This is a genomic window from Streptomyces sp. 184 (genome assembly GCF_045781775.1).
Classification (GTDB): domain Bacteria; phylum Actinomycetota; class Actinomycetes; order Streptomycetales; family Streptomycetaceae; genus Streptomyces.
This window is the reverse complement of record NZ_CP123230.1, coordinates 580206-595993: the sequence shown is the minus strand read 5'-3', so window position 1 is coordinate 595993 and position 15788 is coordinate 580206. Positions and strand designations below refer to the sequence as shown.

General features: G+C 74.8%; 10 protein-coding genes, 1 tRNA gene and 1 pseudogene. 7 read left to right on the top strand and 5 right to left on the bottom strand.

Going from position 1 to position 15788, the window contains the following annotated elements:
- Nucleotides 1-21 precede the first annotated feature (21 nt).
- From QBL21_RS02520 to QBL21_RS02505, 4 genes and pseudogenes are all read left to right on the top strand, one after another.
- A complete protein-coding gene (locus QBL21_RS02520; protein ID WP_407560311.1) occupies nucleotides 22-624 on the top strand; it encodes a hypothetical protein in 603 nt (200 codons plus the stop codon).
- Nucleotides 621-3116 carry an Hsp70 family protein gene (locus QBL21_RS02515; protein WP_407560310.1) on the top strand — a complete coding sequence of 832 codons (2496 nt, stop codon included), beginning with the start codon at nucleotides 621-623 and terminating at the stop codon, nucleotides 3114-3116. Before QBL21_RS02520 ends, QBL21_RS02515 begins: the two co-directional genes overlap by 4 nt.
- Nucleotides 3113-4213 (top strand): tetratricopeptide repeat protein, encoded by a 1101-nt coding sequence (locus QBL21_RS02510; RefSeq protein WP_407560309.1) that lies wholly within the window; start codon nucleotides 3113-3115, stop codon nucleotides 4211-4213. The genes QBL21_RS02515 and QBL21_RS02510 overlap by 4 nt, the downstream gene beginning before the upstream one ends.
- 193 nt (nucleotides 4214-4406) lie before the next feature.
- Nucleotides 4407-4739, top strand: a pseudogene (locus QBL21_RS02505) (SAM-dependent methyltransferase); the annotation flags it as partial.
- A gap of 114 nt (nucleotides 4740-4853) precedes the next feature.
- On the opposite strand, the gene QBL21_RS02500 reads toward QBL21_RS02505, so the two are convergent.
- The 4 genes from QBL21_RS02500 to QBL21_RS02485 form a co-directional block, all read right to left on the bottom strand.
- A complete protein-coding gene (locus QBL21_RS02500) occupies nucleotides 4854-5261 on the bottom strand; it encodes a hypothetical protein (protein ID WP_407560308.1) in 408 nt (135 codons plus the stop codon).
- 324 nt (nucleotides 5262-5585) lie between these two features.
- Nucleotides 5586-5658: transfer RNA gene (locus QBL21_RS02495), tRNA-Lys, on the bottom strand.
- A gap of 108 nt (nucleotides 5659-5766) precedes the next feature.
- Complete coding sequence (locus QBL21_RS02490; protein ID WP_407560307.1) at nucleotides 5767-7467, bottom strand: LamG-like jellyroll fold domain-containing protein; 1701 nt, start codon at nucleotides 7465-7467, stop codon at nucleotides 5767-5769.
- A 236-nt stretch (nucleotides 7468-7703) separates the two neighbouring features.
- Nucleotides 7704-9776 carry a DEAD/DEAH box helicase gene (locus tag QBL21_RS02485; RefSeq protein ID WP_407560306.1) on the bottom strand — a complete coding sequence of 691 codons (2073 nt, stop codon included), beginning with the start codon at nucleotides 9774-9776 and terminating at the stop codon, nucleotides 7704-7706.
- 332 nt (nucleotides 9777-10108) lie between these two features.
- Here QBL21_RS02485 and QBL21_RS02480 point away from each other — a divergent pair, with 332 nt between their 5' ends.
- Nucleotides 10109-10654, top strand: a complete 546-nt coding sequence (locus QBL21_RS02480) for a hypothetical protein (protein ID WP_407560305.1) — start codon at nucleotides 10109-10111, stop codon at nucleotides 10652-10654.
- Between the two features lie 96 nt (nucleotides 10655-10750).
- Here the strand turns inward: QBL21_RS02480 and QBL21_RS02475 are convergent, their stop codons facing one another.
- Entirely contained in the window at nucleotides 10751-11101 is a 351-nt protein-coding gene (locus QBL21_RS02475) for a metallopeptidase family protein (protein ID WP_407560304.1), read from the bottom strand.
- A 60-nt stretch (nucleotides 11102-11161) separates the two neighbouring features.
- Between QBL21_RS02475 and QBL21_RS02470 the strand changes: the two genes are divergently transcribed.
- The gene (locus tag QBL21_RS02470; protein WP_407560303.1) at nucleotides 11162-12790 is read left to right on the top strand and encodes a metallophosphoesterase; all 1629 of its coding nucleotides are present in this window, start codon (nucleotides 11162-11164) and stop codon (nucleotides 12788-12790) included.
- 103 nt (nucleotides 12791-12893) lie between these two features.
- The gene (locus tag QBL21_RS02465; RefSeq protein WP_407560302.1) at nucleotides 12894-15689 is read left to right on the top strand and encodes a glycoside hydrolase family 97 catalytic domain-containing protein; all 2796 of its coding nucleotides are present in this window, start codon (nucleotides 12894-12896) and stop codon (nucleotides 15687-15689) included.
- The last annotated feature ends 99 nt before the right edge of the window (nucleotides 15690-15788 follow it).

Below are 15788 nucleotides of genomic sequence, written 5' to 3'. Positions count from 1 at the left end.
GCCGACGGAGGAAGGGCTCCGATGACACAGCACGCCGGCCACCGGGCGAGGAGGCGGCTGCGCGCCGCGCTCGGACAGTGGCGCCAGCCGCCGGAGTTCCGCGTCCCGCCGCCGCAGCTCGACCCGGCCGGGCGGGCGTGGGTCGCGGACGTCCTGGCGGAGGTCGAGGCAGCGGAAGCCGCGGCGAGAGCCGCCGCCGGGGCCGGCGAGGCGGGGGCCGAAGCCGCCGACGACCCCGCCGGCACCGGCGCCGGTGCCAACGCCCTGGTGGGCGCGGCCACCGGCATCTGGCGGGCGCTGCGCAAGCTCGACCGGGACGCCGGCTCGCTGTCGGCGGCCGACCTGCGGCAGGTCCGTATCCAGGTCCGCGCCAGCCGCAGCGCGCTCGCCGACGACGGGCTGGAGATCCAGGAACACGACGGCGAGCCGTTCGACTCCGGCCTCTCCCTGGAGGCGCTGGTCTTCCAGGACGACCCGGACCTGACCCGCGAGGTCGTGCTGGAGACCGTACGGCCAACCGTCTACTTCCGCGGCCGGCGCATCCAGATGGGCCAGGTCATCGTCGGCCGGCCCGTACCCCCGCAGACACCCGGTGCCCAGACGACCAAGGAGAACCCGGCGTGAGCGAGACCATCGACTACGGCATCGACCTCGGCACCACCAACAGCGCGATCGCGGTGGCGGTGGACGGCGGCGTGCGCGTCGTCAAGAACAACGAAGGCTGGGACTACTCCCCCTCCGCCGTCTGGATCCCCAAGGCGGACGTCGTCCACGTCGGCCGGCGCGCCAAGGAGCGCATCGAGGCCGACCCGGTCAACGCCCACGCGGAGTTCAAGCTCGAAATGGGGGTGGCGGGGACGTCGCGCCGGTTCGAGCGCGCCGGGCTGTCGCTCACCCCGGAGCAGTTGTCCGCCGAGGTGCTGAAGTCGCTGCGGCAGGACGCCGCGGCCGAGACCGGGCACGCGCCGGACGCCGCGGTGATCACCGTGCCCGCGTCCTTCGCCCTCAACCAGAACACCGCCACCTCCGAGGCCGCCGCCCTGGCCGGGCTCAGCGAGCACTGCCCGCTGGTGCAGGAGCCGACCGCCGCCGCCATCGCGTACGGCGTGCAGGACACCTCGGACTCGGCCCACTGGATGGTCTTCGACCTCGGCGGCGGCACGTTCGACGCCGCGGTGATGAGCAAGCGCGACGGCGAGCTGCAACTGATCCAGCACGCCGGCGACCCGTACCTCGGCGGGAAGCTCATCGACTGGGCGGTCGTGGTCGACCTGATGGTGCCCGCGGTCCGGCGGGACCTCGGGCTGCCGGACTTCACCCGGGGCAACCCCCGGTGGCAGCAGAACTTCGCCAAGCTCAAGGCGGAGGCGGAGAACGCGAAGATCGCGCTGTCCCGCATGGAGAAGGTCCTCATGGCCTTCGATCTGGCGGACGGCAGCGGCGGGGAGGAGAACTTCGAGTTCACCCTGACCCGGGGAGCGCTCGACGATGTCGCGCTGCCCTTCTACACCCGTGCGATCAAGCTCTGCCGGGACGCGCTGGCCGACAGCGCGCTGCGTCCCGACCACATCGACCGGCTGCTGCTGGCCGGCGGCTCCACGCTGAGCCCCGGGCTGCGCGCCCTGCTCGCCGACCCGGACACCGGACCCGGCATCGCCGTCGACCACAGCCAGGACCCCACCACGGTGGTGGCCCGCGGCGCCGCGGCGTTCGCCCGTACCGTACGGCGGCCGAGGAAGGCGCGGGCCGCGGCCCCGGGCGAGTTCGCGGTCGAGCTGACCTACCCCACGCAGACCGTCGACACCATCGACATCCCGGTGTCCGGCACGGTGACCAGCGGCAGCACGGTGGACTGGACCCGCTACGCCGTCGTGCTCGACAACCCGGAAGGCCAGCCGCCGTTCCGCGGGCCGCGTACCGCGCTCAGCAAGGACGGCACCTTCTACACCGAGGTCGCCGTCACGGCCGGCGCCACGTCCCGCTTCACCGTAGAACTGACCGACGCCTCCGGCGTCCGGCAGAAGCTCACCGGCGACACGCTGGCGATCACGCACGCGAAGGTCGTCCCCGGCGAGGCGGTGCTGACGGGCACCCTCGGGATCGGCCGGGCCGACGGCTCGTTCGACCCGCTGCTCCGCAAGGGCACGACGCTGCCGGCCATGGTGACGAAGATCTACCGGACCACGATCCCGCTGCACCGCTCGGAGCCGGACGCGGTGATCCGTATCCCGCTGCTGGAGGGCGAACGGGCGCGCGCCGAGCGCAACACCCGGGTGGGGCTGATGGAAATCCGGCCGCGCGACGTCCGAATCGACCTGCCGGCCCAGAGCGAGGTCGAGGTGACGTTCGAGATGGCGGCGAGCAGCCGGGAGGCCCTGGTCACCGCCCATATCCCGCTGCTCCAGCAGCAGTTCGAGGCGAGGATCAACCGCACGGAACTGCTCGCACCCGGGCAGCGCGAGCTGGCCGACCGGCTGCGGCGCCTGGAGCAGCGCGTACGCAGCCTCAAGGACGACGCGGAGGCCGAGCACGCGGAGCAGGCCAGGGCCCGGCTGGAGAAGCTGGAGGAACACCGGCCCCTCGCACAGCTCGGCAGGGAGGTGGACGCCGCGGGCGTCGACACGGGGGCGGCGGTGACCAGCGAACGCCGGATGCGCGACCTGGACGCCGAACTGGACGACATCGAGGCGGCCATCGAGATCCCCGCCCTCGAACGGCGGCTGTGGGACGTGCTCGGGTCGTGCGAGGAGATCATCACGCAGGTCGGCGGCACCCCGTCCGACCGGCAGGAGCTGGAGAGCCTGCGCGCCCGCGCGAGCGCCCTCGGCGAGAACGCCACGCCGGCCGACCTGCGGCGGCTGCTGAAGCGGGCCGAGGAGTTCCAGGTGGAGCTGCTGCGGCGCACGGACGAGTGGGACTTCGTGGTCTTCAACGCGCTGACCGAGATGCGCGACCAGATGCATCCGCGCAGCCAGGCGGACGCCGCGATCCGCGACGGCAAGCAGGCCATGGCCGCGGGGGACCGCGCGGCGCTCCCGGGGGTCAACCAGCGGCTGCGGCGGCTGCTGCCGCCGGAGGCCATGGGCGAGATCGGCAAGGAGGGCGGGGTCAGGTGAGCACGGACACGACGGGGGCACGGGGTGGTACGGGAGCGGATTCGGGGCCGGGTTCGGGGCCGGGGGACGGTACGGCGGCGGCGGGTTCGGGACTGCCGGTGGCCGCGGCGGGGACGGCGTCGGGACCGGGGGGCGGGGCGGGGACGACTTCGGCGCCTGACCCCGGGAACGGGCCCGGGCACGGGGCGGCGGGGACGCTGCGGGCGGCGCTGCTGGTGGCGCGCGTGCGCACCGCGGCGCGGGCCGGCGACCTGGACGACGCACTGCGGCTGCTGCGCGCCGCGGAGACCCGCGACGCCCGCTCGGTGGCCGAACGCCCGGACGTGCTGGACCTGTTCGCCCGCGTCCACGCCCAGCGCGGCGAACTCGACGCGGCGGCCACCTACTGGCGCCGCGTCCGGACCCGCCACCCCGACGACCCGTCCGCCGCGGCCGGCCTCGCCCGCATCGCCCGCCTCGACGGCACCGGCCCACGGGCGTCCCTGGCCCGCCACCGGACCCGTACGGCGGTGGTGGCGGCGGTGTGCGCGGTGGCGGTGGTGGCGACGGGCGCGGTGGCGCTGGTCGACGACGAGCCGTCGGGGCCGTCGCGTACACAGCCGGTGGCGGCCTCGGAGCAGCAGATCGAGCAGCGCGTACGGGAAGAACTGGCGGCGGCGGAGCAGTCGGCCCGCGCCCGGGAGGACTCCCGCCGCGAAGCCGCGGCCCGGGACCTGGCCCGGACGCTCGGCTCCCCGGGCCTGCGACCCCAAGTGCGCGGCGGGTCCGTGGAGGTGGCCTTCACCGAGGGCGTCTTCTCCGAAGGCGCCGAACTGACCCCGGAAGGCGCCGCCAGCCTCACCGCCCTCGGCGAGCGCCTGACCGCGCTGGACGCCCGCGTCGCCATCCACGGCCACGCCGCCACGGTCCCCGACGCCCCCCGCAGCGGCGGCTCGGTGCTCGCCCTCTGGCGCGCCCTGATCGCGGCCCGCGAACTCAGCGCGTCGAGCGGCAGACCGCTGACGGACTTCACGACGTCGAGCGCGGACCAGCGGGAGGCCCCGTACGCACAGGACGCGAAGAACCGCACGGTGACGGTGGTGGTCACCCCGCGGTGACGCCGGGCGGGCGCCGGGGCACGGCGCCGCGGCGACGGCCCGCCCGATGGACGTGCCCACGGGGTGCGAACTACCGGGGGACGAGAGCTACGTGCAGATCGAGATGTCGCCCAGTTTCGAATCGGAGACGGCGATCTTCGCTGGGGAGGTCGGGTAGTCGGAAGGGTGCGGCTCGACCCGTGCTTCCATCACGCAGTTCTGGGACGCGGTGTACTCCATCTTCGGCGCCGCGTGGTTCACCGACCCGGTCAAGCTGCTCCCGCTCGTCGCCAGCCGCCTCAACCCCGGCGGCGTCTTCGCCTTCTCCCAGCCGCCGCCCATCCCCGGCGCCTACGGCCCGCAGGGTACGTACAAGGGCGGCTTCGCCGGGAAGGCCGTGTTCACCTACCGCTACAGCTACACCCCGCGGAAGTGGCGGGTCCTCCTGGAGCGCGCCGGCTTCACCGACGTCAGCGTCGACACCCTCGGCGCCCCGAAGCGGGACCACATCGGCACCCTCATCGCCCGCGCCACCCTGACACCCTGATCGGCCCCGGTCGCGCTGCCCCTGCGCGCGGCCGGGGCGCCCAAGTAGCCCCGGCCACCCGGTCGGATAGCGGCACGCGAGCGGAGCCCGGCGACCGCGTCGCGCCCGCCGCGGCTACGCGGCGGGCGTCGGCGGTTCCGGGGTGTCCGGGTCCGGGCGCGGGGGCCAGGGGCGGCAGACTTCGGGTTCGGGGGGTCGCCACGGGCGGCGGCGCCAGGCGGCGCGCACGGGGAAGGCGAGCGGTAGGCAGCACAGGGCCGCCTGAACGGTCACGGTGATCCAGAAGCCGTGCGTGATCCCGAACCAGATGACCAGCGGGGGCGTCGCAAGCAGCGCCGCGGCGCCGACAGCCAGCCCCGCCCGCCAGGCGAGGAGCTTCCGCCAGCTCGGAGGAGTGCGCTGCTTGTACCGCCAGCCGATGCTGAGCAGGCAGTAGAAGGAGACCATCGCGCAGAGCTGTGTCCACAGCAGCAGCGCCTTGCCCAGTGCGATGTCAAGGAGCCAGTGCAGCAGCAGTCCCATGCGGGGAGTGTCCTCCCCGCAGCTTCCGCCGGCATGAGTACCCGTACTCACGAAACGGCACGTCGCCCGCTCCCCGACACCGCCGCCCCGCGCCCCGGGTCAGGTTGGGTATCGGCTCCTCCGCGCGCCCTCGAAGCGCGGGCGAGGACGGCCCCCTGGAGCGTGCGCATCCGCTCCCGGGGCCGTTCCGTGCGCGTTGGGTGACGTCGGGGCGGGGCTAGATCAGCTTTCCTTCGGGCCAGCAGCGGGCCAGCTATCGATCTCCACGGGCCCCAGGGAGGCGTCAAGGCCAGGTCCGATGCCGCCTGACCTGGCCTTGAGAAGTAGGCCGCGTGGGACTCGAACCCACAACCAACGGATTAAAAGTCCGGTGCTCTGCCAATTGAGCTAGCGGCCCGCCCGGCCAGCATAGCCCGGACCTCCGGGTGCCCCCGAGCGGATATCGGCTGGCGGGCGGGGCGCGGCCCCCTCCCCAGGTGGGAGGGGGCCGCTCGGGCGAGTGGGGTCAGAGGTCCGGGTTCGTCCAGGGGCTGCTGATCAGGGCCAGGTGCTCCTCGGAGAGCGCTCCGGTGTAGGTGCGGACTTCGTCGATCGCGGCGGTCATGGGGTCGGTCCAGCCGGTGGCTGTGCGGGCGCGGCCGAGTTGGAGGCCGGTGGTGGCGGGCCAGGTGGCGGAGTCGGGGAGGGGGAGGTCGGCGGCGAAGGCGCCGTCGGTGTAGAGGCGGATGCGGTCGGCGGGGTCGTCGTGGACGACGGCGACGTGCTGGCCCCAGGGGTTCGCGTACATCTCCGTCACGGTGTGCGTCGCGGTCGGGGTGTCGGCGTCGGCGACGACGAGTTCCCACGCTCCGGTGTCCGCCTCGTAGCGGACCTCGACGGCGTTGGTGTGGTCGCCGGGGAGGGAGAACAGGGTCATGTCCCGGGTGGGCGGGTCGTCGCCGAAGCGCACGTACGCGGCGAGCGAGTAGCCGGCGGTGGTGTCGACGGGCGGGGTGGCCGTGGCGGCGTAGCCGCCGTTGCCGGTGAGTTCGAGGTGGCCGGCGCCGGAGATCGGGTCGGCGTCGGTGACGGCCGCGCCGTCGGACAGGGTGAGCGGCAAGCCGCCGGTGTATTCGGGGCTGGTGCCGCCGGAGGCTTCGTCGAGCATCCAGTAGCCGGTGCGCTGCGCCTTGCGGGTCGCCAGCGTCGCGGCCTCGTCCGCGACCACGACGCGGTCCCAGACGCGGACGTCCGCCAGCCGGCCGTGCCAGTTGCCCGTGTGGCCTGCGGCGGTACGCATCCGGCCCAGTTGGAGGTCGCCGGCGTCGGGGGCGGCAGTGGCGCCTTCCGCCGTCGCCGCGAGGCGGCCGTCGACGTAGAGGCGGGCGGTCCTGGCGGGGGCGTCGTACACGGCCGTGAGGTGGGCCCACTTGCCGGGCGCCGCCGGGCCGCCCGTCGCCCGGGCCGGGTCGGCGGTCCCGTCCGCGACCGCCAGGGACCAGCGGCCGTCGTGTACGCCGAGCGCGAACGACGCCGGGAGGGCGCCGCCGTCCTGGCTCACCACGGTCATGTCGTCCCCGGCCGCCGGCTCCGGCCGCGCCCACGCGGCGACGGCGAAGGACTCCGAGGTGTCCGCGACCGGGGTCTGCGGGGTGAGGTAGGCGTCGGGGGTGCCGTCGAGGGCGGCGGCCGTCCCGTACGCGGTGCCTTCCGGGCCCGCGGCGCCGAAGGTGACGCCCGCGCCCGCGGTGGCCGGTGTGGCGCCGGCGGCGGGGGCCGCCTCACCCGCGCCCGCGGCGTCGCCGAGCGCCCAACTCGCCACCGGGGTACGGCCCGAGCTGACCCGGATGGTGTATCGCGCGGGCTCCGACGTGCTGCCCGCCCTGCTCACGGACTGGGTCTCCACGACGTGCACACCCGAACGCTCCGGCGTCCACGTGATGGTCACGGGCTCGCCCGGGGCGGGGGCGTCGACCAGGCGGGTCTGCGAGCCGTAGATGGTGTAGAGGTACTTGACCGCCTCCTCGGTCGGCGCGTCGAAGGTGAAGCGGCCGGGGACGCCGACGCCGTCGGTCCAGCCCTCGGGGTCCGCCGGGTAGTCGGGCGAGGAGATCACGGGCGGCGCGGGCACGGTGGTGTCGTAGACGAACTCGCAGTAGCCGGCGCCCCCTTCCGAGCTCCACGGCCCCCACGCCTTGCCGTCCGAGGCCCGTATCCGCCACTGCACGGGCGTGTCCTCGGGGATGTCCTGCTGCTCCAGAGAGCATGACGGGCCAAGGTTTCCCTCCTGGGTGAGAACCGACGGGATTTCTCCTGGCGGAGGGTGTGGGGCCCCTCAAGGCGTTGCGCCCGCGCAGCCTAACAACCCGCTGTGACATCGCGCCTACCCTTTGTTCCCAGGCGAGAGGGCGCGGACGCGTGTGGGCCCCCTCCCTGGGGAGGGGGCCCGTGCGGTGGTGGGTGTCAGCCCTTGCGGTTGTTGCGGTCCTGGCGCTTCCAGCGGGGCTTGTCCGTGCGGCGGTCGTCCGGGGTGCGGCGCTCGTGGCCGTACGGGCGGCTGTCGTGGCGGTCGCGGCCGGCCGGGCGGTCGCCGCCGAAGCGGGTGCGGTCGGCGGTGTCGCGGCGCTCGTACGGGCGGCGGTTGTCGCGGTCGTACGGGCGGGCGGCGCCGCGGTCGTCGCGGCGGGGGTAGGAGCGGGTGCCGCGGTCGTAGGGGCGGGTGCCCGTACCCCGGTCGTCGCGGCGGGTGTCGCGGCGGTCGTACGAGCGGGGCTCCCGGGTGCCGTACGACCGGTCGTCGCGGGTGCCGTACGAGCGGTCGTCGCGGCGGTCGGTTCGGTAGTCGCGGCGTTCCCGGTTGTCGCGGCTGTCCCGGCTGTCGCGGCGCTGGTAGTCGCCGTTCTCGCGGCGGGTGTCGCCCGACCTGTCGAAGGAGCGGAAGCGCTGCTCCCTGCGGTCCTGGCGGTCCGCGCGGTCCGTGCGTGCGACGTACGGGCGGTCCTCGGAGCGGGTCTCCTGCGGGGCCGGCTCCTGGTTCTCCGGCTCCGCCTGCTCGGTCGCCGGCGCCGGCGCCGGCGTCACGCCGGCGCGCGTCGCCAGTCGGGTGGCCTCCGCGCGCAGCTCCACCGCGTGCTTGCGGGCCCGTTCGAGCTGGGCCTCCAACTGCGTCACGTCCCGCTCCGCCGCCGTCGCCGCCTGGGCGGCCGAGTCGGCCTGCACCTCGTCGATCGACCGCGCGCCCGTGATCCGGGCCACGTCCGGGTCGAACGCGCCACGGCCGCTGATGATGTGCCGCGAGGCGTCCACCGCCGCGTCCTCCAGCAGGCGGAAGACCGTGCGGCGCTGGTGCGGCAGGGCGAGGGAGACGACGGTGCCGGACTCGCCGGCGCGCGCCGTGCGGCCCGCGCGGTGCAGGTAGTCCTTGTGGTCGCCGGCCGGGTCGACGTTGAGCACCAGGTCGATGCCGTCGACGTGGATGCCGCGCGCGGCGACGTCCGTCGCCACCAGCGCGTGCACCCGGCCGTCCTTGAAGTCCGCCAGCGTGTGCGTCCGCGCGCCCTGCGTCATGCCGCCGTGCAGCGCGGCGGCGCGCACGCCGGTGTCGCGGAGCTGGTCGGCGACGCGGTCGGCGCCGAGCTGGGTGCGTACGAAGACGATGGTGCGGCCCTTGCGCGCCGCGATGGCGGCGGTGACCGGCGCCTTGTCGCGCGGCTTCACGACGAGCACGTGGTGGCTCATCGTCGTCACCGCGCCCGCCGACGGGTCCACCTCGTGGCTGACCGGGTCGACGAGGTAGCGCTCGACGAGCGTGCCGACGCCCCTGTCCAGCGTCGCGGAGAACAGCATCCGCTGCCCGCCCGGCGGCACCTGGTCGAGCAGCTCGGTGACCTCGGGCAGGAAGCCCAGGTCGGCCATCTGGTCGGCCTCGTCGAGCACGGTGATCTGCACCCGGTCCAGGGAGCAGGCCCCGCGGTCGATGACGTCGCGCAGCCGGCCGGGGGTGGCGACGAGCACGTCGACGCCGCGCTCCAGCGCGCCGATCTGGCGGCCCATGGACGTACCGCCGCAGACGACCTTCATCGACAGCCGCAGCAGGTCGCCGTACGGCTGGAGCGCGTCGGCGACCTGCATGGCCAGCTCGCGCGTCGGGGTGAGGATCAGACCGCGGGGGCGCTTGGCGTCGGTGTGGCCGCCGGCGAGGGTCGCGAGCAGCGGCAGGCCGAAGGAGAGGGTCTTGCCGGAGCCGGTACGGCCGCGGCCGAGGACGTCGCGGCCGGCGAGGGCGTCCGGGATGGTGGCGGCCTGGATCGGGAACGGGGTGGTGACGCCGTAGTCCGCGAGCTTGGCCACGACCCCGCGGGGCAGGCCGAGGTCGCCGAACGTCGGCACGGCGGGGGTGGCGTCGGCGTCGGTGCCGGGGGTCGTCTCGGCGGTGTTCTCGGCGGTGTTCTCGGCCGTCGTCTCGGCGGTGACCTCGGCGTTTTCGGGCGTCTCCGCCTCGTTGAGGGCAGGGTCGAGCACAGGAATTTCAGACATGAACGAGCTAAAGCCTTCCGCAGTCGTCGGCACGCGCCACGACTCCGCGGCTTCACACGGACCGCCTCTTGCGGTCTGCCACGGCAGGGAAGGGAACGCGCCACACACGGCGCGCTTCGGTGGGGCGCCGGGCAAATGGGATCAAACGATCTACCAGAGTACGCACCCGGTGGGCCGGCTGGCAAATCAGTTCCGCGGGCACGGCTCCGGGAGCGGTGTCCGAGGGCGCGCGCACCGGGTACGCGCCCGTCGGTGCGCCCCGCGACGCGCCCCGTGTCCTCCGCGGGCGCTGGGGAGTTGAGCCGTACGACGCGTCCTGAAAGGGGCTCCCCATGCCTGAGCCGACAGCCCGTGCCGCCCTGCGGATCTCAGCCGCCACGATGGCGGTGCTGGCGCTCGGCGGGTGCATGACCGTCTCCGGCACCGGCCGGCCCGGCGCCCCCGACCCCGGCTCCGGCCGCAGCGGCACCGAGCCCGACGGCGGCGTACGGGTCAACGACGCACCGTCCACCGCGGGCGGCGGCACCGGCACCGGCGAGGCGGGCGGCGCGTCGGGCGCCGCCGGCGAGCGGGACGGCGACGGAAAGGACTCCTCGGCTACGGGCCGGAAGAGCGGCGGCGCGGGCGACCCGGCGTCGGCGTCCCCCGGCACCGGCGAACCCTCCGACGCGGCCGGCACCGGCGGCACCCCGGACGCCCCGGCGCCGACCACCCCGCGCCCCCACCCGCGCCCGACGACCCCGACGCCGACCCCCTCCGTGCCCTCCCCCACCCCGACGCCCACGCCGAGCCCGACGCCGACGCCCACCGACGACGGCGGCACCGGCGGCGGCACGGCCGGCGCCGGCGGCTCCTCCCCCCAACTCCCCTCCGCCTGACCCCGGTCACCCGCCCGAGCGACCCGCGCCGCACGACCCGCGCCGCACCTCCACGCCGCACGGCCCCGTCCGCACGGCCCCCGCCCCCGCGGTCCCTCAGCCGTAGCCCAGGGCGTGCAGTCTTTCGTCGTCGATCCCGAAGTGGTGGGCGATCTCGTGCACCACCGTGATCTCCGTCTCCGCCACCACGTCCTCCCGCGACTCGCACATCCGCAGCGTCGGCCCGCGGTAGATCGTGATCCGGTCCGGCAGCACCCCCGCGTACCACTCGCCGCGCTCGGTCAGCGGCGTGCCCTCGTAGAGGCCGAGCAGCCCGGGGTCGTCCGGCGGGGGTTCGGGTTCGACGAAGACCGCGACGTTGTCCATCAGCCGGGTCAGCTCCGCCGGGATCCGGTCGAGCGCCTGCGCGACCAGTCCCTCGAACTCTTCGTTCGACATGTCCAGCACATGGCCCATTCTGCGTCAGGCCACTGAATACCGGCGGGTCACACCGGGCATACGATGCGAATGGCCCGCGAAGTGCCTTTTGCGGTCTCCCCCGTCCGCGCCCTGTTCGAGCGGCTACGCCGCGCCCCCGCCCGTGTCCGCCGGCTTCCCGCCGCCCTCCGCCGGCTGTCGGAAGCAGCACGGCGGGCACGCGGGCGACGGGCGCGCCGGCCGCGGGTCGAGTCGTCGCTCGTCCACCGCCCCCACCCCTACGCCCGCGCGCTCGGGCTCGTCGCCGTCACCGTCGTCGGGGCCGGGCTGGGGCTGCTGGTCGTCGGCGGGGTGGAGACGTCGGTCGGGCCGATGGACACGCGGATGGCGCTCACGCCGTCCGCGACCGGGGACACCCGGATCAGCGTCTCGCCGCTCGGTGCCGTCGAGATGGACAGCCATGACGCGCCGCTGCGCCTCGACGTCGAGGTCGAGCGGCTGGATCCCGACCGCTCCCGGGCGCTCGTCGCGCATCCCGAGGAGTTCTCCGGGCTGGAGGAGGAGGTGGCCGCCGACATCCGGCGCGGCACCTTCGACCTGGGCGTACGCTCCGGCGGTGCCGCTCTCGTCGGCGCCGCCGCGCTCGGGCTCGCCGTGTACCGCACGCCGCGCCGGGCGCTGGCCGCCGGCGGGCTGGCGCTCGCGCTGCTGGCCGCCTCCGGCGCCACCGCGTTCGCGACGTGGAACCCCAAGTCGGTGCTGGAGCCGAAGTACGACGGGCTGCTGACCAGCGCGCCCAGCGTGATCGGCGACGCGCGCAGCATCGTCGCGGAGTTCGACGTGTACCAGCAGGAGCTGGCCCGCCTGGTCACCAACGTCAGCAAGCTGTACGACGCGGCCTCCACCCTTCCCGCGTACCGGCCCGACCCCTCCACCGTCCGCTTCCTGCACGTCTCCGACATGCACCTCAACCCGGCCGCCTGGGGCATCATCCGCTCGCTGGTCGACCAGTACGAGCTGGACGCGGTCATCGACACCGGCGACACGATGGACCACGGCTCGGCCGCCGAGAACGTCTACCTCGACCCGATCGCCACCCTCGGCGTCCCGTACGTGTGGGTGCGCGGCAACCACGACTCACTGACGACCCAGGCCGCCGTCGCCGCCCAGAAGAACGCGCGGGTCGTGGACGACGGCGAGTCGGTGGTGGTGGCGGGCGTACGGATCGCGGGCATCGGCGATCCGCAGTTCACCCCGGACCGTTCCGTCGCCGCGGCCGGCGACCCGGCGGAGATCGCGGCGGGTGAGCGGCTGGCCGCGGCGCTCACCGGGCTGCGGGACCGGGGCCGGCCGGCGGATCTGGCCGTCGCGCACAACCCCGTGGCGCTGGAGCAGGTCGACGGCCTCGTGCCGCTGGCGCTGGCCGGCCACCGCCACCACCGCAAGCAGCACGACCTGCCGGACGGTACGCGGCTGATGGTCGAGGGCTCGGCGGGCGGCGGCGGGCTGCGGGCGGTGGAGGAGGACGTGCCGGAGAAGGTGTCGGCGTCTGTGCTCTATCTCGACCGGAGCACGCGCAGGCTCCAGGCGTGGGACGAGATCACGCTGGGCGGGCTGGGGCTGACGTCGGCGGAGGTCAGCCGCCATCTCGTGGAGGAGAACCGGCCCGGTGGCGCCGAAGGGACGGACCCGTCGGGCGCGCCCGGCGAGGACTCTTGACAGCCCTTCCTCACAAGAATTAACTCAACCAGACGCGAACCAACAGAGTGCAACAAGTCAGTTCATCGGTTCCTCCTGCTCATCCGATGTGTAAGGAGCACCTGTGCCCATTCTCGGCCCGCTGGGACGGCGGCCGGCCGGCACCATGCTGACCGCGTTCACTGTCCTGGCCACCGCCTGGCTGTCGCCCGCCGCGGCGACGCCCCTCCCCGACTCCCCGACCCCTGCGGCCGCGACCTCCGACGTCTGGACCGTGGCCGGTCCACAAGCCGACAAGGACCAACTCGCCGCCGACGTCGTACGCGACGACTCCACCGGCGCCCTGGCCCTGACCGTCCGCCGCGGCGCGGACCCCGTGCTGCCCGACTCCCCGCTCGGGCTGCGCACCGAGGGCGCCGACCTGACCCGCGGGCTCGAACTCCTCGGCCGCGACGACCGCCGCGTCCACGAGCGCTACGCGATGACCACCGGCAAGCAGCGCCGCGTGGACTCCCCCATGACGGAGTCCCGCTTCGCGCTGCGCGGCGACGGCGGCGTCCGCATGGACCTCGTCGTCCGCGTCGCGCGCGACGGCGTCGCGTTCCGCTACGAACTGCCCGACTCCGCGGGCACCGTCGTCACCGGCGAGGCCAGCGGCTACCGCCTGCCCGCCGACGCGCCCGCCTGGCTGCTTCCACACACTTCCTGGTACGAGGAGGTACGGAGCGAGACCACCGCCGGCGGCGCCCCGGCCGGCGACTACGGCTACCCCGCGCTCTTCGAGCTCGCCGCCGCCTCCGCCGACTCCAACGACGCCGCCGCCTCCACCGACGCCGACGCCGACGCCGAATACGTGCTGCTCACCGAGTCCGGCATGGACTCCACGTACCCCGGCAGCAAGCTCGCGCACGCGGCGGGCGGCGGCGCGTACGACGTCGCGCTCGCCGAGGCCGAGGTCGTCTCGCCCGGCGAGCTGGCGACCCCGTGGCGTACCGCGATCGTCGGCGACCTGGCGACGGTCACGGAGTCGACGCTCGTCAGCGACCTCGCGCCGGACGCGGAGTTCTCCGACACCTCCTGGATCCGCCCCGGCACCGTCTCCTGGTCCTGGCTGGTCGAGCACGACAGCCCGCGGGACTTCGAGCGGCAGAAGGACTACGTCGACTACGCCGCCGCGCACGGCTGGGAGTACACGCTGGTCGACGAGGGCTGGAGCCGCGAGTGGGTGCCGGAGCTGGTGCGGTACGCGCGCGGCAAGGGCGTCGACATCCTGCTGTGGTTCCGCTGGTGGGAGGTCGACACCCCGGAGGAGATGGACACCGTCTTCGGCGAGCTGAACGACTGGGGCGTCAAGGGCGTCAAGGTCGACTTCATGAACTCCGGCGAGGGCGAGCCCGAGGGCGTCGGCAGGCACGCCTGGTACGAGGACGTGCTCGCCGCCACCGCCGAGCACCGGCTGCTCGTCAACTTCCACGGCGCGACGCTGCCCAAGGGCCTCCAGCGCACCTGGCCGCACCTGATGACGTACGAGGCGGTGCGCGGGCACGAGTACTACTCCTTCGACCAGCCGCTCACGCCCACGTACAACACCATGCTGCCGTTCACCCGGAACGTCGTCGGCTCCGCCGACGTCACGCCGGGCACGTTCTCCATGACCAACAGGACGCACAGCGACGCGCACGAGCTGGCGCTGCCCGTCGTGTACGAGTCCGGGCTCCAGCACCCCGCGGACAGCCCGGAGACGTACGCCACGCTGCCCGTCGCGGAGCGCGTGCTCGACCAACTGCCCACGGTGTGGGACGAGACCCGCTACCTCGGCGGGCGGCCCGGCGACGACGCGGTGCTGGCGCGGCGCGCCGGCGACCGGTGGTTCGTCGGCGGCATCCACGCGGGCGCGGCCGGGGACGCCGAGGTGGACCTCGGCCGGCTCGGCGCGGACGACGACGACCGGCTGCTGGTGGAGCTGGTGACGGACGGCGCGGACGGGCTGGCCCGCGAGACCCGCAGGGTCGACGGCGACGCGCGGCTGACGGTGCCGGTGGCGGAGAACGGCGGGTTCGTGGCGCTGGTCTGCGCCGCCGAGCGCGGGCGGACGACGTGCGATCAGCCGGTACGTACGACGCCGGCGACCGCGCTCGCGCTCACCCCGAGGACGGCCACCGCGCAGCCCGGCGACGAGATCGAGGTCACCGGCCGCTTCGCCGCCGCCGGCGGGGAGTCCGCGACGCTGCGGCAGGTCTCCCTCGGCGCCCGGCCGCGGGCCGGCTGGACGGCGGCGGGCGACGACGTGGCGCGGCCGGCGCTGCGGCCGGGGCAGGCGCTGTCGGGCAGGTGGACGGTGCGGGTGCCGGAGTCGGCGGAGCCGGGGTACGTGGACGTGCCCGTCGTCGCGGAGTACCGCGCGCCGGGGGCCCGTGCGTCGGCGCCGCCGGTGCACGTCGAGCAGGCCGTGCGGGTGCTGGTCGCCCCGCCGGTGCCGAGCGGCGAGGCGCACGTCGGCGACCTGCACCTGCTCACCGCGACGAACGGCTGGGGCCCGGTCGAGGTCGACACCAGCGTCGGTGACGACGGCGCCGGCGACGGCGCGCCGCTGACCATCGGCGGCACGACGTACGCCAAGGGCCTCGGCGCGCACGCGCCGTCCCGCGTGACGGTCTACCTCGGCGGCGCGTGCACGTCCTTCGCCGCGCAGGCCGGCGTGGACGACGAGGTCGGCGACCGCGGCTCGGTGAGCTTCCGGGTCCTGGGCGACGACACGGAGCTGGCGGCCACCGGCACCCTGCGCGGCACGGACGGCGCGCAACCGGTGACGGCGGACGTGACCGGGGTCGACGTCCTCACCCTGGAGGTGGCGGACGGCGGCGACGGCATCAGCTACGACCACGGTGACTGGGCGGACGCGAAGGTCACCTGCGACTGACCCGCGCGGCACGGGTCGCCCCTGGGTGACCCGCGCCGCACGGCTCGCCCGCGGCTGACCCGCGCGCACCCTCGCGGCCCGGCGGATGCGTCCGCCGGG

Excerpts from the sequence above, each read along its gene's own strand:
- QBL21_RS02480 (WP_407560305.1), top strand. The coding sequence starts at position 10,109 with ATGCCTGAGCCGACAGCCCGTGCCGCCCTGCGGATCTCAGCCGCCACG.
- QBL21_RS02520 (WP_407560311.1), top strand. The coding sequence starts at position 22 with ATGACACAGCACGCCGGCCACCGGGCGAGGAGGCGGCTGCGCGCCGCG.
- QBL21_RS02470 (WP_407560303.1), top strand. The coding sequence starts at position 11,162 with ATGGCCCGCGAAGTGCCTTTTGCGGTCTCCCCCGTCCGCGCCCTGTTC.
- QBL21_RS02500 (WP_407560308.1), bottom strand. The coding sequence starts at position 5,261 with ATGGGACTGCTGCTGCACTGGCTCCTTGACATCGCACTGGGCAAGGCG.
- QBL21_RS02485 (WP_407560306.1), bottom strand. The coding sequence starts at position 9,776 with ATGTCTGAAATTCCTGTGCTCGACCCTGCCCTCAACGAGGCGGAGACG.